Annotated in this window: 21 protein-coding genes; 15 read left to right on the top strand and 6 right to left on the bottom strand. The window is 71.3% G+C overall.

Annotated features, from left to right (window positions below; translation table 11 throughout):
• Positions 1–717: 717 nt before the first annotated feature.
• Positions 718–2,622, bottom strand: coding sequence for an AMP-dependent synthetase/ligase (locus GFH48_RS04425; RefSeq protein WP_153286993.1), 1,905 nt, complete (start codon positions 2,620–2,622; stop codon positions 718–720).
• 403 nt (positions 2,623–3,025) lie between these two features.
• On the opposite strand from GFH48_RS04425, the gene GFH48_RS04420 reads away from it, so the two are divergent.
• Positions 3,026–3,607, top strand: coding sequence for a dihydrofolate reductase family protein (locus GFH48_RS04420; RefSeq protein WP_153286992.1), 582 nt, complete (start codon positions 3,026–3,028; stop codon positions 3,605–3,607).
• A 176-nt stretch (positions 3,608–3,783) separates the two neighbouring features.
• Positions 3,784–5,319, top strand: a complete 1,536-nt coding sequence (locus GFH48_RS04415) for an AMP-binding protein (protein ID WP_153286991.1) — start codon at positions 3,784–3,786, stop codon at positions 5,317–5,319.
• A gap of 88 nt (positions 5,320–5,407) precedes the next feature.
• Here GFH48_RS04415 and GFH48_RS04410 read toward each other — a convergent pair whose 3' ends face one another.
• Positions 5,408–6,412, bottom strand: a complete 1,005-nt coding sequence (locus GFH48_RS04410; RefSeq protein ID WP_153286990.1) for a helix-turn-helix transcriptional regulator — start codon at positions 6,410–6,412, stop codon at positions 5,408–5,410.
• Positions 6,413–6,564: 152 nt separating this feature from the next.
• Complete coding sequence (locus tag GFH48_RS04405) at positions 6,565–7,728, bottom strand: S1 family peptidase (protein ID WP_153286989.1); 1,164 nt, start codon at positions 7,726–7,728, stop codon at positions 6,565–6,567.
• 620 nt (positions 7,729–8,348) lie between these two features.
• On the opposite strand from GFH48_RS04405, the gene GFH48_RS39875 reads away from it, so the two are divergent.
• Positions 8,349–8,966 (top strand): lamin tail domain-containing protein, encoded by a 618-nt coding sequence (locus GFH48_RS39875; RefSeq protein WP_322746975.1) that lies wholly within the window; start codon positions 8,349–8,351, stop codon positions 8,964–8,966.
• 131 nt (positions 8,967–9,097) lie between these two features.
• Here GFH48_RS39875 and GFH48_RS04395 read toward each other — a convergent pair whose 3' ends face one another.
• Positions 9,098–9,337: a hypothetical protein gene (locus tag GFH48_RS04395; protein ID WP_153286987.1), complete on the bottom strand. Its 240-nt coding sequence runs from the start codon at positions 9,335–9,337 to the stop codon at positions 9,098–9,100.
• A 365-nt stretch (positions 9,338–9,702) separates the two neighbouring features.
• The gene (locus tag GFH48_RS04390) at positions 9,703–10,155 is read right to left on the bottom strand and encodes a MarR family winged helix-turn-helix transcriptional regulator (RefSeq protein ID WP_153286986.1); all 453 of its coding nucleotides are present in this window, start codon (positions 10,153–10,155) and stop codon (positions 9,703–9,705) included.
• 206 nt (positions 10,156–10,361) lie between these two features.
• On the opposite strand from GFH48_RS04390, the gene GFH48_RS04385 reads away from it, so the two are divergent.
• The 11 genes from GFH48_RS04385 to GFH48_RS04335 all read left to right on the top strand — a co-directional run bounded on the left by GFH48_RS04385 (position 10,362) and on the right by GFH48_RS04335 (position 21,471).
• Positions 10,362–11,399: a hypothetical protein gene (locus GFH48_RS04385; protein ID WP_153286985.1), complete on the top strand. Its 1,038-nt coding sequence runs from the start codon at positions 10,362–10,364 to the stop codon at positions 11,397–11,399.
• Between the two features lie 246 nt (positions 11,400–11,645).
• Positions 11,646–12,551: an NmrA family NAD(P)-binding protein gene (locus GFH48_RS04380; RefSeq protein ID WP_153286984.1), complete on the top strand. Its 906-nt coding sequence runs from the start codon at positions 11,646–11,648 to the stop codon at positions 12,549–12,551.
• Between the two features lie 188 nt (positions 12,552–12,739).
• Positions 12,740–14,023, top strand: a complete 1,284-nt coding sequence (locus GFH48_RS39870; protein WP_322746974.1) for a methyltransferase domain-containing protein — start codon at positions 12,740–12,742, stop codon at positions 14,021–14,023.
• A gap of 458 nt (positions 14,024–14,481) precedes the next feature.
• Positions 14,482–14,709 carry a hypothetical protein gene (locus GFH48_RS38450; RefSeq protein ID WP_194280491.1) on the top strand — a complete coding sequence of 76 codons (228 nt, stop codon included), beginning with the start codon at positions 14,482–14,484 and terminating at the stop codon, positions 14,707–14,709.
• A gap of 99 nt (positions 14,710–14,808) precedes the next feature.
• Positions 14,809–15,498: a M24 family metallopeptidase gene (locus GFH48_RS04365; RefSeq protein ID WP_153286983.1), complete on the top strand. Its 690-nt coding sequence runs from the start codon at positions 14,809–14,811 to the stop codon at positions 15,496–15,498.
• A 278-nt stretch (positions 15,499–15,776) separates the two neighbouring features.
• Positions 15,777–16,505, top strand: coding sequence for a DUF1684 domain-containing protein (locus GFH48_RS04360; protein WP_381920611.1), 729 nt, complete (start codon positions 15,777–15,779; stop codon positions 16,503–16,505).
• 47 nt (positions 16,506–16,552) lie between these two features.
• Entirely contained in the window at positions 16,553–18,073 is a 1,521-nt protein-coding gene (locus GFH48_RS04355; RefSeq protein ID WP_153286981.1) for an ABC transporter substrate-binding protein, read from the top strand.
• Positions 18,073–19,038 carry an ABC transporter permease gene (locus GFH48_RS04350; protein ID WP_153286980.1) on the top strand — a complete coding sequence of 322 codons (966 nt, stop codon included), beginning with the start codon at positions 18,073–18,075 and terminating at the stop codon, positions 19,036–19,038. Before GFH48_RS04355 ends, GFH48_RS04350 begins: the two co-directional genes overlap by 1 nt.
• Positions 19,035–19,913 (top strand): ABC transporter permease, encoded by an 879-nt coding sequence (locus tag GFH48_RS04345; RefSeq protein ID WP_228120344.1) that lies wholly within the window; start codon positions 19,035–19,037, stop codon positions 19,911–19,913. Before GFH48_RS04350 ends, GFH48_RS04345 begins: the two co-directional genes overlap by 4 nt.
• Positions 19,910–20,710 (top strand): ATP-binding cassette domain-containing protein, encoded by an 801-nt coding sequence (locus GFH48_RS04340; protein WP_153286979.1) that lies wholly within the window; start codon positions 19,910–19,912, stop codon positions 20,708–20,710. The genes GFH48_RS04345 and GFH48_RS04340 overlap by 4 nt, the downstream gene beginning before the upstream one ends.
• Positions 20,707–21,471 carry an ABC transporter ATP-binding protein gene (locus tag GFH48_RS04335; RefSeq protein ID WP_153286978.1) on the top strand — a complete coding sequence of 255 codons (765 nt, stop codon included), beginning with the start codon at positions 20,707–20,709 and terminating at the stop codon, positions 21,469–21,471. The genes GFH48_RS04340 and GFH48_RS04335 overlap by 4 nt, the downstream gene beginning before the upstream one ends.
• A 242-nt stretch (positions 21,472–21,713) precedes the next feature.
• On the opposite strand, the gene GFH48_RS04330 is transcribed toward GFH48_RS04335, so the two are convergent.
• On the bottom strand, positions 21,714–22,268 hold the full coding sequence (locus tag GFH48_RS04330) for an AAA family ATPase (protein WP_153286977.1): 555 nt from the start codon (positions 22,266–22,268) through the stop codon (positions 21,714–21,716).
• A gap of 191 nt (positions 22,269–22,459) precedes the next feature.
• Here GFH48_RS04330 and GFH48_RS04325 point away from each other — a divergent pair, with 191 nt between their 5' ends.
• Positions 22,460–22,645, top strand: a complete 186-nt coding sequence (locus GFH48_RS04325; protein WP_187285469.1) for a CsbD family protein — start codon at positions 22,460–22,462, stop codon at positions 22,643–22,645.
• The last annotated feature ends 164 nt before the right edge of the window (positions 22,646–22,809 follow it).

Genomic DNA, 22,809 nt, shown 5'->3' with positions numbered 1-22,809 from the left:
GTGGTGCTGCGGGTACCAGGATCCGCGTTCCTGCGCACAGCAGGGATCTGGCTGCTCAGCCGTCCCGGGAGCACTGTGGTCCCATGAACACCACCAGGATGTCGGGGGCCGGAATCCGGGTCACGCCCCTGAGGGCGCTCGCGGGACGCACCTACGTCCCGCGCGGCGCACGCGGCGCGAGCACGGGCCTCGGAAGCGTGAGCATCACGAGCACGGGCCTCGGAGGCCGGAGCATCGCACGCGCGGGGATCGGAAGCCCGGAGATCGGAAGTACGAGCATCGCGAGCACGGGGATCGGAAGACGGGGAGACGGGGCGGAGGGGCGGGTCCCAGCGGTCGGGGCGGCCGGGGCGGTCAGGGCGGCCGGGGCCGAGAGTGAGGACGCCGGCGGTGCCGTCCGTGACACGGAGCCTCCGGACGCTGTCGGCGGGGAGTGCCGGGTCATCGACGGCGCACGTCGGGTGCGGCTCCGCCCCGGTGTGCCCGACGAGGTCCTCCACCGAGGACCGAGGACACACCGGAGCCGGTCTTCACCGCGGTGCTGACCGGCGAACCGCGGGGACCGGTGCCACCGGCCCGGCGTCACCGGGCTTCTCACCGGGAGCTCGGGAGCCGGGGAGCTCGGGAGCGCGGGCCTCGTACAGGGCGCCGCGGTCCCGGGCGGCATCGGGTGTCGTCGCCAGGGCCGCGGCGACGGTGATGTCGCGTGCTGCCGCCTCAGCGGAACACGTTGTCCGAGTCGTCCCAGACGGACGGCTCGTTCGGCGTGTACTCCCGCGGCAGCCGCGAGGACGTCTGGTACATGGCGTCGATCTCGGCGGCGAACCGCTGTGAGATGGCGTCCCGACGCAACTTCATCGAAGGGGTCAACAACCCGTTGGCCAGGTCGAAGGGTTCCGGAAGGACACGGAACACCCGGATGGACTCCGTGGGGGACACGGTGCTGTTGGCCGAGGCCACGGCGCGCCTGACCTCCTCGCGCAGCTCGTTCTCCTCCCTGGCGTCGCGGGGTGCCGCCGTCTCGCCCTTGGTCCACGTGCCGCGCCAGTGGGCGAGGAAATCGGGGTCCAGGGTGATGAGGGCGCCCACACAGGGCCGGTTGTCGCCCACGATCACCGCCTGGTGGATCAACGGATGGACGCGCAGACGCTCTTCCAGGGCGGCGGGAGCCACGCTCTTGCCGCCGCTCGTGATGATGATGTCCTTCTTGCGCCCGGTGATGGTGAGATACCGCTCGGTGTCGAGGCGGCCTATGTCGCCCGTCGCCAGCCAGCCGTCCTGGAACGACGCGTAGGTGGCGGGCTCGTCGTTGATGTACCCCTGGAACACCGAGGGCCCCCAGACCAGGATCTCCCCGTCGTCGGCCACCCGGATGTCCGTCCCCGGCAGCGCCTGCCCGACGGTTCCGAACTTCGCCCGGCCCACCGGCTGCGCGGTGATGCCGCCGCTCGTCTCGGTCAGCCCGTAGCCGTCGTGGACGAGGATCCCGATGCCCGCGTAGAACAGGGCGAGTTCCCGGTTGAGGGGCGAACCGCCCGACACCGCCCCGCACACCCGCCCGCCCAGGGTGGCGCGCAGCTTCCGGTAGACGGTCTTCTCGTACAGGGCGTGCTGCAGGCGCAGGTCGAAGCCGGGACCGGGCCCGGTGCCCAGCCGCTGGCGCTCGCCGGCTGCGGCGAAGTCCTTGGCGGTCTGGACGGCGCGCTCGAACAGGGCACCGCGGCCGCTCTGTTGCGCCGTCCGCACGAAGTTCTTGTAGATCTTCTCGAAGACGAACGGGACGGCGTAGAGGAAGGTGGGACGGAAGGAGAGGAGCGCCGTGGAGAGCGACTCCTCGCTCAGGTCGGGCTCGTGTCCCAGCAGGATTCCGCCCCGCAGACACAGCCCCTGGATCATCAGGCCGTACACGTGGGAGAAGGGCAGGAAGGCGAGGATGACGGGCTGTTCACCGGGCGGCGCGGCCGTGTGTCTCCAGCCCGCGAGCAGCGTGTCGACGGGGCTGGCCAGACTGCGGTGGGTCAGGGCGCAGCCCCTCGGGTTCCCCGTCGTGCCGGAGGTGTACGCGATGACCGCGGTCGAGTCGGGCAGCACGATCCGGCGGAGCGAGTCGACCGTCGTCGGCGGGATCACCCGGCCGCGCTCGGCGAGCTGCGACAGGGCCCCGGTGTCCAACTGCCAGACGTGGCGCAGCGCCGGGAGCGACGCGCACGCCGAGCCGACCGTCATGATGCCCTGTTCGTCCTCGACGACCACGGCGACGCAGGCCGCGTCCTGCAGGATCCACGCGACCTGCTCGTGCGACGAGGTCGGGTAGATCGGGACGAGTTCGGCGCCCACCGTCCACAGCGCGTAGCTGAGCACGGTCCACTCGTAGCGTGTGCGCGCCATGATGGCCACGCGGTTGCCCGGGCGTATCCCGGAGGCGACCAACCCCCTGGCGACGTCCAGGACCTCGTCCCACAGCTCGGCCGCGGTGATCGATACCCAGGGACCCGAAGGCCCGTCGAGACGGCGCGCCACCTGGGCGAGTGCCGGTTCACGCCGCGCCGTTTCGAAGAGACTGTCGGCGAGTCCCCCCTGCATGACGGTGCCGGCCGGTGGAGGAAGTTCGAACGCGTGCATCCCCGCTCCAGAATTCTCCTCGCCATGGCCTCACAGAGAGGCGCCTGTGCCGAGGATTCCCGAATCTAGCCCAGACCGGGGACCACTGTGCCGGAATCGGGAAGCAGTTCGGCTACCGATGCGGTTACGGTCCGCGGGCGGGCCTCCTTTGCTGGTGAGCGGAGCGTCGGACGGCCTCGGCGAAGGCTCGTCGGGGCCGCGGCGCCGCCCCGCCGGGACCGGGCCGACGGTCGCCGGGAGGGCCTCGCCCCGGGGAGACCGTCCGCGGGTCGGTCGTCGTCGGCGCGCTCTTCCGGACCACGAAGTGATCTTGCGGCTGAGGCCGGCCGGACGATTGATTTCTTACCGGAGCGACAGCTCACGACACGCTAATTTGGGGCATCCCGAAGCAGAGGAGAGCCCCGTGGGCAACGTGGTCATGTACAGCTCGGTATCGGTGGACGGCTTCATCGCGGACGAGAACGACCAGCCCGGACCGCTGTTCGACTGGTTGTCCAGCGGTGACGTCCCGTTGGACGAGAGCGGCGTGGTGAAGGTGTCGCAGACGTCCTACGACTACACCCGGCCGTACTGGGACCAGATCGGAGTGACGATCGTCGGCCGCCACGTCTTCGACATGACGGACGGCTGGGACGGGAAGCCTCCGGGCGGTATCGACCACGTGGTCGTCGTGTCGCACCGGCCGATGCCCGAGGGCTGGGACCCCGAGGCGCCGTTTCACTTCGTCGACGGCGTCGAGGCGGCCGTGGCCAGGGCGCGGGAGCTCGCGGGTGACCGCATCGTCGAGGTCGCCGCCGGCGACGTCGGTGGCCAGGTGCTCGCCGCGGGTCTGATCGACGAGGTGCGCATGGACGTCGTACCCGTCGTGTTCGGGTCCGGCAAGCGCTACTTCGGGTCGGTCCACGCGCAGCACCTGCTGGAGGATCCTGACGTCGTGATTCAGGGCAACCGGGTGCTTCATCTGCGCTGTCGGGTGCGCCGTTGACCGATCCGAGCGGGAACACCGAGAAGTCCACCGCGAACGGTGACAAGAGATCGGGCCTCGGGCCTCGGGCCGCGTTCGCGCGTCGCTGACATCAATGCGGGTCTCATGGGGTTGTCCGGACGGCCGTGTCATGGCCGGATGGAAGCCGCACATCTTCTGAGCATCGGGAGGCCATGATGATCGTCCCGTTCGGGGCCCGTGATTTTCTGGACCGCGCCACGACCGTGTACGCCGACCGGATCGGCGTCGTCGACGAGCCGGAGCAGCCGGCCGAGCCCTGGGACGGGCTGACCTACCGGCGGATCGGCGAGCTGGCGCGTGCCCAGGCCGCCGGACTCGACGCGCTCGGCGTACCGCACGGCGCGCGGGTGGCGGTGGTCTCCCCGAACAGCGCACGGCTGCTCACCGCCTTCTTCGGCGTCAGCGGTCACGGGCGCGTGCTGGTGCCGGTCAACTTCCGGCTGACCGCGGACGAGGTGAACTACATCGTCGACCACTCGGGGGCGAGCGTCGTCCTCGTCGACCCGGAACTGACGGACCGGCTGACCGGAATCCCCTGCAAGCACCGGTTCACCATGGGGGCCGCCAGTGACGCGGAGCTGTACCGGTTCGGCGCAGAACCGGCGCCCTGGCAGCCGGACGAGAACGCCACCGCGACCATCAACTACACCAGCGGCACGACGGCCCGCCCCAAGGGCGTACAGATCACCCACCGCAACATCTGGGTGAACGCGGTGACCTTCGCCCTGCACGCGGGCGTCACGGACCGGGACGTGTACCTGCACACGCTGCCCATGTTCCACGCCAACGGCTGGGGCATGCCGTTCGCGATGTCGGCACTGGGCGTACGGCAGATCGTCCTGCGCAGGGTCGACGGTGCCGAGATCCTGCGCCGGGTGGCCGAGCACGGCGTGACGGTCATGTGCGCGGCCCCCGCGGTCGTCAACGCGGTGCTCGACGCGGCCCGTTCCTGGGAGGGCGAGATCCCCGGCCGCGACCGGGTACGGATCATCGTCGCGGGCGCTCCCCCGCCCACCCGGACCGTCGCCCGCGTCGAATCCGAACTGGGCTGGGAGTTCATCCAGATCTACGGTCTCACCGAGACCTCCCCCCTGCTCACGGTCAACCGCACCCGCGCCGAGTGGGACGGCCTGGACACCCAGGCGCGCGCGGAGCACCTGGTCCGGGCCGGTGCTCCCGCGCTCGGCGTGACCCTGCGCACGGACGACGAGGGCGAGATCCTCGCGCGCTCGAACGTGGTCCTGGAGGGCTACTGGGACCAGCCCGAGGAGACCGCCCGGGCGTTGTCCGACGGCTGGTTCCACACCGGCGACGGCGGATCGGTCGGCGAGTACGGCCACCTGACCATCAGCGACCGGAAGAAGGACGTGATCATCACCGGCGGCGAGAACGTGTCGTCGATCGAGGTGGAGGACGTGCTGTTCAGCCATCCCGCGGTCGCCGAGGTCGCGGTGATCGGCGTTCCGCACGAGAAGTGGGGCGAGACGGTCAAGGCGCTGGTCGTCCTCGCACCCGGCACCGAGGTGACGCAGGACGAGCTGGTCCGGTACTGCAAGGAGCGTCTCGCCGGCTTCAAGGCGCCGACGTCCGTCGAGTTCCGGGACGAGCTGGCCCGGACGGCGACCGGCAAACTCCAGAAGTACAAACTGCGCGAGACGTACTGGGAAGGACACGGCCGAGGCGTCGGCTGACGGGCCGTTCCCCGCCGGGCGGCCGTGGCGGCATCCGGCCGAGGAGGCCAGGTGGCCAGGTGCCGTACGGCCCGGCTCCCCGGGTTCCTCAGAGCCATCCCCGGCGTGCGGCCTGCCAGGCGAGCTGCATCCGGGTGGCCGCGCCGGCGAGTTCCATCATGTGCTGGATGTGACGCTGCACGGTGCGGCGGCTCAGGCCCATCTGCGTGGCGATCGCCTTGTCGGCGACACCGGCCACGAGGAGGGACAGCAGCCGCCGGTCCGTGGCCGAGAGCTGGTCGCCCGAGCCGACCCCGTCGGTACCGGCGACCGCGCCCGAGTCGTCGACGTCCAGGGGGACGGCGTCCTCCCAGTACCGTTCGAACAGCGCGATGAGAGCGGCCAGCAGGTTGCTGTCCCGCACCAGCGCCGCGGTCGGCTCGTCGGGACTGCCCTGCGGGCCGCCGGGCACGAGCGGGCAGACCGCGATGGCACGGTCCGCGACCGCCAGACGCAGCGGCAGATGGGGAACCGCGCGCGCGACCTCCCCGGCCCGCACGCCCGCCACCACGTTGTCCACGGCGCCCGTGTCGTCGAAGAAGGCCTTCTCGTACAGGACCCGGTAGCGCACACCCCGCGCCAGCGCCTCGAACTCCGAACTGTTGCTGCCCGAGGGCATCGCCACGTACTGGGCCTTGCAGAACCAGAGCATCTCGTCCTGCACACTCGCCTGGATGTGGCGCAGATGCTGGCGCAGGGCCTCGGCCCCGATGATCACCTCGATCAGCTCGCTGGCGTCCTGCCTGCGCATCGTGTCGCGGTAGGCCTGCAACAGGCTGGTGGCCTCCGCCCTGGCGAGGTCCAACGCGTCGGCGTTCCGCTTCAGCCGCGGCATCAGCGCCACGTCGGGCGGAGTGGCATGGAAGTGGCGGGGGAGCACGTCCGTGTGGCTGGCCATGCCTTTGGCCGACAGCGCGCCGAGCGCCTGCTCGGCCTCCGCGAAGCTCAGTCCGGTGCGTTCGGCGACGTCCTGGGCCGAGGACCGGCCCGTCGTCACCAGGTGCCGGTAGACGAACTCCTCGGTCACCGAGACCCCTGCCGCCTCAAGCGACACAGCGCCCTCCCCGAGAATGACCTCCTTGACCGTTGAACACCGTACTGCATGCCGTGCGGCTCGGTGGCCGACGGTCGCCCCACACCGCGCCGGGGGCCGGATCACGCGCCGGGACGGTGTGACCGGCACGGTGTGAGGTGCGCCGGTGCGGGTCAGGCCGTGTGGAGCGTGAGCCCGTACCGGCTGAGGATCTCGTTGACCGGCTGATACCAGGTCTCACCGCCGCCGGCGCAGTTGCCCCAGCCGCCGGAGGTGACGCCCTGGGCCTGGTCGCCGCTGATGAACGAGCCGCCGGAGTCGCCGGGTTCGGCGCAGACACTGGTCTTCGTCATCTGGTGGACTGCGCCCTGGCTGTAGTTGACGGTCTCGTTCTTCGCCAGCACGGTCCCGCAGTGCCAGTGCGAAGTGGACCCCGAGCGGCAGATGGAGGCGCCGACGGGGGCCTCCGCCGAACCGCGGACGAGCTGGTCGGAGACGGTTCCCCAGCCCAGCACGACGGGCACGGTCCACCAGCCGCTGCCCACGTTGACCCAGGCGTAGTCGTTGTCGGGGAAGGACGATCCCTGGAAGTTGCCGATGTAGCTGCCGTCCCAGCCGCTGACACCGGCTCCCGGCTGCGCGCAGTGGCCGGCGGTGACGAATCCGCCGTACACCGAGAAGCCTATGGAACAACGGACGTTACCCGTGTAATAGGGGTCGCCGCCCACCGTCCCCGCGGCGAAGGTACGCGGTGCCCGCGGCGTCGTCGCGACAGTCACCGGACCGCTGCGGCGGGCCCGGTCCAGGAACGCGCGGACATCGTTGTCATCCTGGTGCGCGGCGACCACGCCCACGACGACCGAGTTGCTCTTGGCGTCCACGTGCCAACTGCCCACACCGGACGGCGCGTCGAGGGAGTCGATGCGCTTCAGGGTCGCGTCGAGCTGCCGCTCGTCGTGCCGGACGAGCGCGACCTCGGCGCCCGTCGCCTCGACGGCCTTCTGCCGTGAGCCGTCGGCGACGGCGACGGTGAGCTTCCCGGTCCCCGCCTCGAACCACGATCCGCCGTACGCGTCGCCCGCGGCACGCCTGGCCGCGCGGTCCACCGTCCGGGCCGTCGCCTCGGCCTTGAGCCGTGCGGTGGCGTCGTCCTTGGACAGGCCCAAGTCCCTTTGCATGGCGGTGATCAGAGCCGACGACGCCGGGGCTTCGGACGCGGAGGGGGACGCGTTCGCGGGGGTGTCGGAGGCCGATGCCTGGGTGCTGAGGCCGGCGGCCACGGTGGTCAGGAACAGTGCGGCGGAGAGGCCGGCGCGGAGAACTGTTGTGCGTCTCAAGGGAGTTGCCTTTCGTCGTTCCGTCATGGGGGAGTGGAGCGGAAGGGCATGCTGAGAGCGCTCTCAGAGACGTGCGACGCCGAGGTTAGCGACCGATCGCGTGAAGGTCCATACCAAAGTCCGTCATTGCGTGGACGGTTGCACCGTGGGCCGTCGCCGTCGCCGTCGCCGTCGCCGTCGCCGTCGGTCCCGGCCCCCGGGTCGGGACGGGATGGGGGTGTTACTCACTTTCGGGTGACGGGTGGGGTGGCGTGAGGGGTGGCGTTTGTGGTGGCGTCCAGTGTTTTAGCGGATTATGGCGTCAATTTCGCGATGTGGGGGATACGTGCAGAGTGCAGGCGAGGATCACGGCCTTGTTGTTGATCGGTAATGCTGTGCGGGTGGCGGACTCCGGTGGCGTGGTCGGGCGGGAGAGTGTGGCTCTCGGCCAGCGGGCCGAGGCTCAACTCGCGGATTCTTTTGTGTTGTCCGCCTGTTCCCTCTAGGGGGCGTTCGTGTCTGTTTCACGGTCTGTGATGGTTCGTCGCGCTGCTGCGGCCGCGGTGGCTGCCGGTGTGGTGGTGGGTGTCGCGGCGCTGCCGGCGTCGGCGGACCAGGGGCGGTTCCCGCATCGTGCGCAGGTGGAGATCAGCCGGGTGCAGTACGACTCTCCGGGCTGGGACTCGGGGAGCAACGCCTCGCTGAACAACGAGTGGGTGGAGGTGACGAACACGGGCCGTTCGGGCGTCAATCTGAACGGGTGGACGCTGTCGGGTCGTGACGGCCGTGCGTACGAGTTCCACCTGCGTCTGGGTGGCGGTGCGACGGTGCGGGTGCACACGGGAGTCGGGCGTGACGCGGGCCGGGACGTCTACCAGGACCGTCGCTACTACGCGTGGGACAACCGCGCCGACACCGCGACGCTCCGCAACGACCGTCATCGTGTGATCGACGCGGTGACATGGGGCCGCGGTCACGGTGGCCGGGGCCACGGCGCTCCGGGTGGTCACCACGGTCATGGTCACCAGGGTCCCGGTGGTCACAACGGTCACGGTCACCAGGGTCCGGGCGGTCACAACGGTCACGGTCACCAGGGTCCGGGCGGTCACAACGGTCACGGTCACCAGGGTCCGGGCGGTCACAACGGCCAGGGTCACCAGGCTCCGGGTGGTCACAACGGCCAGGGTCACCAGGGCCCCGGTGGTCACAACGGCCAGGGTCACCAGGGCCCCGGTGGTCACAACGGCCAGGGTCACTGAGCCCCTGGCGCGCGCGTTCGTCGCTGACGCCGTCGGAGGACGGCAAGGGGTTGAGCGCCACCCGTGCTCGGCGGGCCGGTGCGTGCGTGGGCACGCACCGGCCCTCGGCATGACCCGCGCCCTGTCCGGACCTAGCCGATGCGGGCGAACGTGATCGTGACCGGGGACTGCTCCAGGCCGGTGTTGCCGACATTGAACGCGTGGCCGGGGAAGTCCACACCGGCGATGCTGTTCCCCGTGACGGTCTGTGTCGCGGTGTTGCCGTCGCCGTTGCCGTTACCGGCGTCACCGTCCGCGGCGGCGGTCCCGGCCGGGCCGAGCAGGGCGACGGCAGCGACGGCGGGGACGGCGAGGGCGGTTCCGATGCGCATGGATGCATCCCTTCGAAGTGGTGTGCGTTGCTCGGCCACCCAACGCGATCGCCCCCGTCGTACGCCCTGATTGACCCGTCCGTCGGCGTGCCGTCCGCCACGGGCCGTGGGTAAGGGAGTTGGGCGAGCCGCCGTCGCGCCGAACGCGCTCGACCGAGTGGTGGAAGCGTCTGTTCGAGCGGGAGGAATCGCGCTCCACCGTCCGTGCCGCATCGCGCGCCGTCTTCTGATCATCCGTCAGGGAGTCGTCGACGAACGGGGTTTCGCCCATGCGGCGGACGACCCGGTCGAGGGCCTGCGCGTGGCCGCCGCCGTGGGGAACCGGCGGGCGGAGCCGGTCTCGGGCGCGTCGGCGGCCCGGTGTGCTATTCGGCCCAGGGCTGGAAGCCGGTGTCGAGCACGGCTGTGAGGGACGTGCGCAGCCGGGCCGCCTCGTCGGTGCCGAAGCTCTCCTCGAACCGCACTTGTACGGCATTCCACAGGGGGAGCGCCGCCTGCAGCCGGGAACGGCCGTCCGGTGTGATGGCGGCGACCCGGGCGCGGCGGTCGGTCGCCGACGGCTCGACGGTCACCAGGCCCTCCCGCGCGAGCGGCTTGAGGTTCGAGGCCATCGTCGTACGGTCCATGGCGATCGTGTCGGCAAGGGTGGAGATCGTCATCTCGCCGTGCGCGCCCAGCCTCTGCAGGATGCTGAACTGCGTGCCGCGGAGACCGACGGGGGCCAGGGCCCTGTCGTACGTCGCCCCCAGGTAGCGGGCAGCCTTGCGCAGCGCCAGGTTGTTGCACCGGTCGGCGCCGCTCGTCGACGTAGGGGTCATGGTCTCCTCCTGAGCTCCCCGTCCATCGTACGAGCTCATGCTCCTTTCCATGGCCGGCCCGGCGTTCCGGGGGTCCCGGGTGAGGCCGGGCCAGGGGTGCGGGCTTGCCGTTCAGCAAATGCGAGCATATGCTCCTAATGATCGGTGCGGCGTGTCTGTCCCGCCCGGTCCGTTACCGCGCCGTCCCCTTCCCAGAAAGCCCCGCCATGGAATCCCCCGTCGGAGCCGCGCCCGAGCCTGAGCGGCTGGCTTCAGCAGTGGCCGAGCCGTCCCCCCGCTCCGTCCGCCCCCGGCCGCCGGTGAGGGTCTGGCTCCAGCCGGCCGTGATCTCCCTGGTCGTCGTGGCGGCCTTCATCTCCTGCTACGTCGGCCTGCAGCGTGATCCCCAGCCCCATCGGGTGCCGATCGCCGTAGCCGCGCCTGTCCTGCCGGGAGCGATACACCAGGCCCTCGGCGACACCGTCGAGGTGCGCCCGGCCGCCGACGCCGGTGCCGCGCGCCACGCGGTGGAGGGCCACGACGTCGTCGCGGCGCTGAGCGCGGACGGCCCGCACGGGCTGCGCCTGGAGATCGCGGGGGCCGACGGTACGTCCACGACATCGGCCGTGAAGACGCTCGTGGGCGCCTACGCCCACGGCGCGGGCAAGCACGTCACCACCGAGGACGTCGTGCCTCTCGCCCACTTCGACACCAGGGGACTGGCCGGCTTCTACATGGCGTTCGGCGTGACCCTGGCCGGCTTCGTCCTCGGCTCGAACGCGCTCGGACTGGCGGGCCTTTTGCACCTGCGCCACCGGTTCTGGCTGCTGGCCGGGGCCTCCCTGGCCATCGGCACGCTCGCCGCGATCATCGCGGGCCCCACGCTGGGGGCGGTTCCCGCCCCGGTCGTTCCGCTGGTCCTGACCCTCACCCTGCTGGCCGCCGCGGCGGCCTTCACCACCAAACTGCTGGGCACCTACCTCGGTCCTGTGGGAGTCCCCGTCGCCACCCTCCTGCTCCTCACCGTCGGCAACGCCACCAGCGGTGCCACCATCGGGCCCGATCTGCTGCCCACCGCGGCCCGGGCCGTCTCCGCGCTCCTGCCCCCCGGCGCCGCCGTCCGAGCCGTCACCGATCTGAGCTATTTCGGCGGAGCGCATGCCGCGGGCCCCGTGATCACGCTCGCGCTGTGGGCCTGCGTCGCGGCGCTCCTGCTCGCTCTGCGCCCCCGTCTGAGGCGACGGCGCGCCGAAAGCGCCGCCTGACCACCGGCACGCCGGTCACGGCCGCGCCTCCCGCGCCGCACCCCGAACCCCGGGGCGACGGGCGCCCGCGCGGGAGCAGGCGGGAGCGCGGCCTTCCGGCCGACAAGCGAGGCCCCGCGGGCCTCCCTAGATTGGGGAGGAAGGGGAACCGGGCCCCCGCCCCGGACCGGCTCGCCCACTCACCCCACTCACCTACGCGCCCACTCACCTACGCGCCCGCTCACCGATTCAGCAGGAGGCCGACCGATGACCACCGACGACCTTGTCCTCATCGCCAACGCCGGTGACGTGGGCCGCACGGTCCTCGAATCGCTGCGCGCCCAGGACACGCCCGTCCGCGTACTGGTCCGCCACGACGACGATCGCGCGGCCGGGCTGCGCGCGCTCGGAGCCGAGGTCGTCGTCGGCGATCTGACCAGGCCGGAGAGCGTCGCCGCCGCGCTGCGGGGGGTCGGGAGGATGTACTTCGCGATGCCCGTGTCACCGGACCACCTGCTGGCGACGACCGTGGTGGCCACCGTGGCCCGCGACTGCGCGGAGCTGGACGTACTGGTCGGCATGTCCCAGATGACGGTGTCGCAGATGACCGCGACCAGCACCGCGGAGTCGAACCAGCAGCGGCTGCACTGGCTGGGCGAGCAGGTGCTGAACTGGTCGGGTCTGCCGGTGGTGCACATCCGCCCCACGTCGTTCCTGGACAACCCTCTCTTCACCACGCTGGCGGCACGGTCCATCCGGGAGAACGGCACCATCGCGCTGCCCTTCGGCACGGGGCGCACCTCGCCCGTCGCCGTCGACGACGTCGCCCGATCCGTCGCCGCGGTCCTTCTCGATCCGGCTCCGCACATCGGCCATGTCTACGAGCTGACCGGCCCCCGCTCGGTCGACATGACCGAGATGGCCGAGGAGTTCTCGCGAGCCCTCGGGCGTCAGGTGTCCTACGTCGACGTGCCGCTGGACCGGTGGCGGAGCGAGGTGCTCGCGCGGGCGGGCCTGCCGCCGCACACCGAGCAGCACATCGCCACCATGGCCCGGCTGCACCACGAGAACCGCTACGACCGGACCTCCGGCGACGTCGAACGTCTGACGGGGAGGCCGGCCCAGTCGGTCGAGGCGTTCGTGGCCGCGCACAAGGACATCTACCTGGGCTGACCCCGCCACGATCCGCGGGCCCGGAGCGTTCGCCGGAGGGAGCGACCCAGTGTCACGCGCTCAGCGGAGCGCACGGGACGCGGCCCTCGATCGAACAGCGAATGCGAACCGACATACGCGCATTGACTTGCACCTACGATGTAATCACCCTGGTCAGGGTTGTATCTGCCGACTGAGGGGGCGAGGCTGTGGGCGTACTGGTGGTGCAGCACCTGCGGGAGGAGGGCCCGTACGCGGTGGGCGAGGCCCTGGCCGCCGCGGGGCTGCGGATGCGGCCCTGCCGGGTGTGGGCGGGGGACCCGTTGCCCGAGAACCTGGCCGGAGTCGAGGCGCTCGTGGTGATGGGCGGCCCGATGGCCGCGTACAGCGACGCCGGCTTTCCCACCCGGACCGCCGAACTCGACCTGCTGCGCGCGGCGCTGGCCGCGGAGGTGCCGGTGCTCGGGGTGTGCCTCGGCGCGCAGCTGCTGGCGGTGGCGGCGGGCGGCACCGCCCGTACGGGGACCGGGGCACAGGTGGGCTGGGGCGAGGTGCGGACGCGTCCGGCGGCGGCCAGGGATCCGCTGTTCACGGGTACGCCCGAACGGCTGCGTGTACTCCACTGGCACGCCGACACCGTGGAACTTCCGCCCGGGACAGTGCCGTTGGCGTCCTGCGAGCGGTATCCGGCGCAGGCCTTCCGGGTAGGGGGAGCCGCCTGGGGGCTCCAGTTCCACCTGGAGGCGGACGAGGCGGCCGTGGCCGCGTTCGTGTCGGCGTTCCCGGAGGAGGCCGCCGCCGCTCCGGGGCTGCGGGAGGCCGCGCCGGTCGAACTCGCCGCACTGGCTCCGCACCGGGACCGGGTGTTCGGGAGGTTCGCGGCCCTGGTGGCCGCGCGGGCCGAACGCACCGCGACCCGGACCTTCTTCACTCCGAGGGCCGCCGCCTGGGAGACACGCTTCGCCGCCGACGGGCCGCGATACGAGGCGGCCGTCGCCCGTCTGGGACTGAGCCCGGGGCAGACGGTCCTGGACCTGGGCTGCGGCACCGGACGTGCCCTGCCGGCCCTGCGCGCGGCGGTGGGCGACAAGGGTGCGGTGCTCGGCGTGGACGTCACCTCGGCGATGCTCGTGACCGCCGCGCGCGAGGGCCGCGCCGGCCATGCCCGCCTGCTGCTCGCCGACTGTCACCGTCTGCCGCTGCCGCCCGGCGCGGTGGACGGGATCTTCACCGCCGGACTGCTCGACCACCTCCCCGACCTGACGGCCGCCCTGCGTGAATGGGCGAGGGTCACCGCGCCGGGCGGCGCGCTGCTCCTGTTCCATCCCTCCGGGCGCGCCGAACGGGCTCGCCGTCACGGCCGCCCGCTGAGCCCCGACGACCCGCTGGGCGAGCCGAACCTGCGGCCCGCGCTGGACGGCAGCGGCTGGCAGCTGGACCGGTACGAGGACGCCGCCACGCACTTCCTGGCGCGCGCCGTCCGCACCTGCTGAGGCGCCCGGACCTGCGGATCGCGTCGTCGTGTGCGAGGGCGGGAGCCGTGTATGCCTCGTGGATGAGAGCCGGAGAGGGGAGATCGGCAGGCAGCTGGGAGATCGACGGGGCCGCCGGACCGATCCGCGCGGGTGAGCGGCTTCGTACCAGGAGCGAGCGGGCCGAGGGGCCCGGACCGCGCTTCGGAGGCCACATCGCGTGATCACCCTGGTTCTGATCGGACTGCTCGGCGGATTGATCACCGCGGTGTCTCCCCGCATCCTCCCGGTGCTCCCCGTGGTGTTCCTGGCCGGGGGTCCCGCCGCCGACAGCACTCAGGCCGCCGGGCGCAGCCGCCCCGGTCGCGTCCGCGGAAGGCGGCGACAGGGCCGGCGCCCCTGACACGTCCGGGGGCGGCGACGTCCTCCTGGAGACACGGCCCGCACCCCGGGCACCGCGTAATCGCAGGCCCTACGCCGTGTTCGCCGGCCTGGTGCCGAGCTTCAGCTTCTTCACCCTGCTGGGCGTCACCATCATCTCCGCGCTGGGCCTGCCGGAGGACATCCTTCGCCACGTCGGCCTGGTGCTGCTGGTGCTCATCGGGCTCGGTCTGGTGTTCCCGGCCGTGGAGCGTGTCCTAAAGAGGCCCTTCGCGCGGGGAGGGAGAGCGGACGTCCGTGCACGCGTCCGGGGCCGCGAGCGGTGACACGCCGCCGGTCCTGCCCGTCCGGGAGTCCGACGGGCGCGGCCCGGTCCCGGTGGCGACCGGAGCCACGGAGACGGGACACACGACGATGGGGGACCTGTGACCGACGAGGCCACCCGTGCCGCACGTCTGCTGGACGCCCAGGCCAAGGCCGCCCTGCTCTTCGCCGAGATCGAGGCGAGGGGCCTGGTCGCGCCGGGCGAGGGCGAGCGAGCGGTCAGCGACCGGATCCGCGACCTGGCGAACGACCTGTTCGGTCCGACGCGCCACTGGCACAAGCGCATCGTCCGCTCCGGACCGAACACCCTCCATCCGTACCGGGAGAATCCCCCGGACCGGGTCATCGGCCCGGACGACATCGCCTTCGCGGACTTCGGCCCGATCTTCGAGGAGTGGGAGGCCGACTTCGGCCGCACCTTCGTTCTCGGCGACGACCCCGTGAAGCACCGGCTGCGGGACGACCTGCCCGAGGTCTTCGCCGCGGGGCGCCGCGCCTTCGAGGCCGACCCGGACATCACCGGCGCCCGCCTGCACGCCGAGATCGGGCGACTGGCCACCGGACGCGGCTGGGAACTCGGCGGGCGGCACGCCGGGCATCCGGTGGGCGAGTTCCCGCACGAGAAGATCGACGGCGCCGACATCGAGTCGTACATCGCCCCGGGGAACGACACCCCGCTACGGCGTCCCGACCGCGCCGGACGCGTCTGTCACTGGATCCTGGAGATCCACCTCGTCGACCGCGACCGGGGCTTCGGCGGCTTCTACGAGGAACTCCTCGACCTGGGCTGACCAGGGCCGGCGCGGGAGCCGGCGGCAGGAGAGGGCGGGGCGGGCGGGGTCGGAGGCCTGCCCCGCCCGCGGTGTTCCGCCCCGCCCGCGGTGGCCGGAACGCCGGAAGAGGACCGCCGAGTCAGAACCATCACACCGGAGTCGTCTCACCATGTGACTCTGGCATTTGACATTAGATCCTCTTATGGATGATAAAGAAGTTGCTTTGGCCATTCATATGCGCGGCGGGACCCTCGCGGCGTGAGGCCGGCGACCCGTCCGAGTGAATGAGTCCCACCGTGTCCCAGTCCATCGCTGACCAGCCCGCCGCCGACGCCGTCGGGCAGTGGCACGCGTGGCGCGCCGAGCGTCATCGGGCCCTCACCTCACCGGCCGGGAATCTCGCCCTCGTCGAGACCCGCTGGCTCCCCGCCGGTGCGGCCCCGGACGCCGAGAAGGCCCTGGACGGTCAGCCGGACACCGTGACGGTCACCACGCTGCGGCGAACGGATCTCGTCACCGGCGGGTCCGAGGACGGCCTGCGTCTCTGGGACGCGGACGCTCCCGCCATCCGCCACTTCGACCGGGTCGACACCTTCGCCCACGACCCGGCCTGGGTGCTCCACGCGACCTACACGCCGGTGTCCGGTGCCCGCCGTGTGTCCTTCGAGCACCTCAGGGACAACGGCGGCACCCGCGACCTGGTCGTCCCCGGCGACATCACCCTCACCGTCGACGGCCGCGAGTACACCCTCAGCGCCTTCGACGACGACGGCACCCTTCTGCTCGTCTTCGGCGATCCCACCAACGGGGACACCACGTACGGCGCCGGCCGCTTCCTCTTCGTACAGCGCACGCAGGACGAGCGCCGCGTCCTGCTCGACTTCAACCGCGCCTTCGTACCGCCCTGCGGGTTCTCGGACCAGTACAACTGTCCGATGCCGCCGCGGCAGAACCGCTTCCACCTGCCCGTCGAGGCGGGCGAGAAGCTCCCCGTCTTCCGCGCCGGCTTCTCCGCGCAGCACTGAACCGTCCCGCAGCCTCCCGCACCGCAGCACGAAAGCGCACCTTCACCATGAGCATCAAGAAGACCTCCCTGTACGGCACCGCGACGGCGGCCTCCCTCGCCCTGGCCCTGACCGCCTGCGGCGGCTCCGGCACGGGCGGCTCCGCCACGGGCGGCTCCTACGACAAGGGCGCCACCGTCAACATCGGCTCCCTCTACGAGCCGCAGAACCTCGACAACACCGCGGGCGGCGGCCAGGGCGTCACCGAGGCGCTCAACGGCAACGTCTACGAAGGGCTGTTCAAGCTCACCGACGACGGCAAGGTGGACAAGCTCCTCGCCCGGGACTACAAGGTCAGCGGCGACGGACTCACGTACACCTTCACCCTGCGCGACGGCGTGAAGTTCCACAGCGGCAAGGCGCTCACGAGCCAGGACGTCAAGTACAGCCTGCAGAAGGTCCTCGCGGACGACTCCCAGTCCGCCCGTAAGAGCAACCTCGAGGTCGTCAAGGACATCGCCACCCCCGACGCGCGGACCGTCAAGGTCACGCTGTCGAAGAAGTCGATCTCCTTCGTCTACAACCTCTCCTACGTCTGGATCATCAACTCCCAGGCCAAGAACCTGAAGACGACCGAGGACGGCACCGGTCCGTACAAGCTGGGCAGGTGGACCCGCGGCTCCGCCCTCGGCCTCGACCGGTACGCGGGCTACTGGGGCGACGCCGCCAGCAACCAGAAGGTCGTCTTCCACTACTACAAGGACGCCACGGCGCTCAACAACGCGCTGCTGACCAACGCCGTCGACGTCGTCACCAGCGAGCAGTCGCCGGACGCCCTGGACCAGTTCAAGAGCAACCAGAACTACAAGGTCAGCGACGGCAATTCCACCACCAAGCTGCTGCTCGCCTTCAACGACAAGGCCAAGCCCTTCACGGACGTCAAGGTGCGCCAGGCCGTGTCCTCCGCCATCGACGACAAGAAGCTGCTGGAGTCGGTCTGGGCCGGCTACGGCAAGCTCATCGGCTCGATGGTGCCGCCCACCGACCCCTGGTACGAGGACCTCACCAAGGTCAACGCCTACGACCCGGCGCACGCCAAGCAACTGCTGGCCGAAGCCGGGTACGCGAAGGGCTTCAGCTTCACCCTCGACACCCCGAACTACGACCCGCACCCCACCGCCGCCACCTTCATCAAGTCCCAGCTCGCCAAGGTCGGCATCACCGTCAAGATCAACACGATCACGCCGGACGAGTGGTACACGAAGGTCTACAAGAACCACGACTTCACGGCCACGCTCCAGGAGCACGTCAACGACCGTGACCTCGTCTGGTACGGCAACCCCGACTTCTACTGGGGCTACGACAACAAGCAGGTCACGCAGTGGGTCGAGCAGGCCGAGGAGGCCTCCACCACCGCCGATCAGACCGCACTGCTGAAGAAGGTCAACGAGAAGACCGCCCAGGACGCGGCCAGCGACTGGCTCTACCTCTACCCGCAGATCGTCGTCGCGAGCAGCAAGCTCTCGGACTACCCGCTCAACGGCCTCAACTCGCAGTTCTACGCCTACGACATCAAGAAGAAGGGCTGATGGCGCGCTACCTCCTGCGCCGACTGGCCTTCCTCGTGGTGTCGCTGGCCCTGGCGAGCGTCGTGCTGTTCGTCCTGCTGCGCCTGCTCCCGGGCGACCCCGCCAACGCGCTCACCTCGGTGGGGGCCAGCCCGGAACAGATCGCCGCGGCACGGCACTCCATCGGGTCCGACAGGCCGCTGCCCGAACAGTTCACCCACTGGCTCGGGCAGCTGGCCCACGGTGACCTCGGCACCTCCTTCGTCAGCTCGCTGCCCGTCGGACCCGAGGTCACCTCCCGGCTGGACGTCACCGTCCCGCTGACCCTCGCCGCCTTCGTGCTCGCCGTGCTCATCGCGGTGCCGGCCGGGTTCGTCGCCGCGTACAAGCGACGCACCTGGTACGGCGCGCTCCTCAGCGCGGTGTCCCAACTGGGCATAGCCATCCCGGTGTTCTGGCTCGGCATGATCCTCATCGCCGTGTTCGCGCTGAACGCGGGCTGGCTCCCGGCGGGCGGCTTCCCCCCGGACGGCTGGTCCGAGCCCGCCGAAGCGATCCGTTCCCTGGTGCTGCCCGTCGTCACCATCGCCCTGGTGATGAGCGCGTCCCTGATCCGCTACGTCCGCTCGGCCACGCTCGACGTCCTCGGCAGCGACTACCTGCGCACCGCCCGCGCCCTGGGATCGTCCTTCGGACGCGCCATGTGGCGGCACGGCCTGCGCAACAGCTCCGTGCCGGTGATCTCCGTCCTCGCCATCGAACTCGCCTCCACCCTGCTCGGCGCGGTCGTCGTGGAGTCCGTGTACGCGCTGCCGGGCCTCGGCTCGATGCTCGCCACCGGCATCGCCCAGCACGACTACCCCGTCGTCCAGGCCGTCCTGTTCGTCTCCACCCTCGCCGTCCTGCTCATCGGCTTCGCCGCCGACCTCGTCCAGCGAGTCGTCGACCCGCGACTGCGCGGACGGCTCTCCGGAGGTACCCGATGACCGCGCCCGACGTGCTCGGACCGGTGCTGTCCGCGAAGGCACCGGCCGGCGGCCGGAGACTCGGCCGTTCCGCCACGCTCGTCGTCGGCTGTGTGCTCGCCGGACTGATCGCGCTGCTCGCCGTGGTCTCCCTGTTCTGGCTGCCCTACTCCGCGGACGACACCTCCGGCGGACGGCTCGCCGGGCCCGGCGGGGGACATCTGCTGGGCACCGACAAACTCGGGCGCGACCTGTTCACCCAGGTCATGACCGGCTCACGGATCGCCGTCGAGGCCGGCCTCGGAGCGGTGCTCCTCGCCGCCGCCATCGGCGTCACCCTGGGTGTGCTCGCGGCGTTCGCGCAGGGCTGGCTCGACGACACGCTCTCCGCGTTCCTCGACATCCTGATCGCCTTTCCCACGCTGCTGCTCGCGATGCTCATCGTCGCCGCGCGCTCGGCGACCCTCGGCTCCGCGATCCTCGCGATCGGACTCGCGCAGAGCGCGGTCGTCGCCCGGCTGGTCCGCATCCTCGTCAAGCGGGTCCTGGCACAGGACTACATCACCGCCGCCCGTACCTCCGGCACCTCCTGGCCGCGTACGGTGCTCGGCCACGTCCTGCCCAACATCTGGCCCACCCTCGTCGTCAACCTCGCCCTGCAGTTCGGTCTCGCCGTGCTGGCCGAGGCCGGCCTGTCGTACCTGGGCCTGGGCGCACCGCCGCCCAACGCGTCATGGGGCCGCATGCTCCAGGAGGCACAGGCCACCTTCACCACGGCCCCCGCCGGAGCCCTCGCCCCGGGCATCCTGCTCGTCCTGCTCGTGATCGGTGTCAACCTCATCGCCGACGGTGTACGGGAGACCCTCGACCCGGCGACCCGCCGGAGGCGCACATGACCCTGCTCGACGTACGTGGCCTGACCGTGACCGCCGCGGACGGCCGGACCCTGGTCGACGACCTGTCCTTCACCGTGGCGAGCGGCGAACGGCTGGGGCTCATCGGCGAATCCGGTTCCGGCAAGTCGCTCACCACTCTGGCCGTGCTCGGCCTGCTGCCCGACGGCATGACCGCAACCGGCGGCATCGACCTCGCGGGCACCCAGATCGTGGGCGCCACCGAGAAGAGACTCACCTCCGTACGCGGCCGGGACGCCGCCGTCGTCTTCCAGGAGCCCCTCACCGCGCTCGACCCGCTGATGCGGGTGGGACGGCAGATCGCCGAACCCCTGCGCAGACACACCGGTCAGAAGGGAGCCGGCCTGCGCGACGCCGTGCGCGACGCGCTGGCACAGGTACGGCTGCCGGAACCCGAACGGATCGTCCGCGCCTTCCCGCACGAGATGTCCGGCGGACAGCGACAGCGCGTCGCCCTGGCCATGGCACTGGCGTGCGCCCCCAGACTGCTGATCGCCGACGAGCCGACCACCGCGCTGGACGTGTCCGTGCAGGCGGAGATGCTCGACCTCCTCGACACCCTCGTCCGGGAACGGGAGATGGCGGTCCTCTTCGTCAGCCACGACCTCGCCGTCGTGGCCAGGGTGACCGACCGCGCCCTGGTGATGAAGGACGGCCGGGCCGTCGAGGAGGGCCCCGTCCACACCCTCATCCGCTCGCCGCGCGAGGAGTACACCGGAGCGCTCGTGGCCAGCGCGCGCAGACTGCAGTCGGCCCTGGACCTGAGGAGCGCGCGGTGACGCCCGTACTGGAACTGAAGGACGTGGCACTGCGCCACCGGGGGAGCGCGGCCAACGTGGTCGAGGGCGTCTCGCTCACCGTCGAGGCCGGGCACAGCCTCGCCCTGGTCGGTGAGTCCGGGGCCGGCAAGACGACGCTGCTGCGCCTGCTGCTGGGTCTGTCCCGCCCCACCGCGGGCAGTGTCCGCTTCGACGGCGCCGAACTGTCCCCGCGCGACCGGGGGCAGCTGCGCCGCTTCCGGAGCAGTGCGCAGTGCGTCTTCCAGGACCCCTACTCCTCACTCGACCCACGCCGTCGCGTGGGTGCCATCGTGGCGGAGCCGCTGCGCTCCCTGGGCATCGAGACCCGGGCCGGCGCGGTACCGAAGGCGGCCGAGGCGCTCGAGCGGGTCGGCCTGCCCGCCGACGCCGCGGACCGCTACCCGCACGAGTTCTCCGGGGGACAGCGGCAGCGGATCGCCATCGCCCGCGCCACGGTGTGTCATCCGCGGGTGCTGCTGGCCGACGAACCCGTCAGCGCGCTCGACGTCACGACCCGGGTCAAGGTCGTCGACCTGCTCGCCGACCTCAAGCGGGAACAGGGACTCACGATCGTGATGGTCTCCCACGACCTGTCGGTCGTCGCGTCCCTGTGCGAGCGCACCGCCGTACTCGAACGCGGCCGCGTCGTCGAACAGGGCGACACCGGCCAGGTGCTGGGTGATCCCGCGCACCCCTACACCCGCCGTCTGCTCGACAGCGTGCCGCGACTCCCGGTCTGAACCACCCTCGGATCAGGCCGGGTTCGCCGGATCAGGCAGAATCCGTACGTCGGCGTCCGTCGGTCGTCGACCGCCGGGTGGTGCGGACAAGAGGGGGAACCGGCCGCGCCGGCCACGGCCGCAAGGTCACCCTGCCGGCCGGACGCACCGGACTACTGCTCAAGCTCGCGTGACCGCGTGACCGCGTGACCGAGTGGCCCTGCTGATCCGCGTCCTGTCGCGGCGTACCGGACCCAGGGCGTTCAGCCGTCGGCTCGCGGGGTCCCGGACCCGGCCCCGCTCAGGGTTCGCAGCCATGCGTCCGCTCGGCGTGGTGAGCGGAAGCGGATGACGTGGAGCGGCGCGAAGTGGGGATCCTGGGTGCGCCGGTCGATCTCCGACCGTCGCGCGCCGTGCTGGGACCAGGCCCACCACGCCGGGTGATCGCTCCTGAACCAGCCGGTCAGGGTCTCCACGTTGCCGCCGAAGATGCGTTCGCGCAGCAGCGTCCGACGCAGCGATCTGCGCAGGATGCGGGGCATGATCACGGATCTCGGGTAGTCGAGCCAGACCACCGTGTCGGCGTGCGTCCACAGCAGATCGCGGACTTCCGGGTAGCCGAAGGAGTCGAAGACCCATCCCGGGGTGGCCGAGATCGTGGACACCTGCTGGTGCAGGTCGGGGTTGGACGCCCACTGCGGGCCGGTGAACTTCAGGGCGTCCATCTCGTGGAAGGGCAGCTGAAGCCGCGCGGCGAGGGCCTGGGCCATGGTGGTCTTTCCGGCCCCGGTGATGCCGGCCACGAGGATGCGTTTCACCGGGGAAGGGTATCCGCCGCTTCGCGGTGCGATCACGGAGGGATGTCTCCCACGAGAGGTGGACCGGCGGATGGTCTCCGCGTGCCCGGCGGCTCGTCGGGGCCGCGGTGATGGGGGTGGCCGGCTCCGGATGCGGGAGCCGCCGACCGCCCCTAGCGTGGCAGGCGTATCCCCCCAACCAAGGAGTGATCATGGGCAAGAGTTCCATGGACAAGGCCAAGGGCAAGGCCAAGGAGATGGCGGGCAAGGCCACCGGCAACGAGCGCATGGAAGCCGAGGGCAAGACCGACCAGGCCAAGGCCAACGTCCGCGAAGCCGCGGAGAAGGCGCGTGGCAAGGCCGCAGGTGCCCGCGACTCACTCCGCGACAAGCACTGACCCGCTTCACCCCGCACGAAGGACGCCCCTCGGCCCCCGGGTCGAGGGGCGTCCCTCTGCCTTCGGGCTGCCTTCAGGAGCCCTCGCCCGTACGGGCTCGACGCCTTCGGGGCGTCGGTGTCCCTGTTCGGGCCGGGCCTTCCCGCGCCGCGCCGGCGGCAGGG

The sequence above is a fragment of the Streptomyces fagopyri genome (genome assembly GCF_009498275.1).
Taxonomy (GTDB): domain Bacteria; phylum Actinomycetota; class Actinomycetes; order Streptomycetales; family Streptomycetaceae; genus Streptomyces; species Streptomyces fagopyri.
Note: the sequence above shows the minus strand (reverse complement) of the source record. Positions and strands in the feature narration are given on the sequence as shown.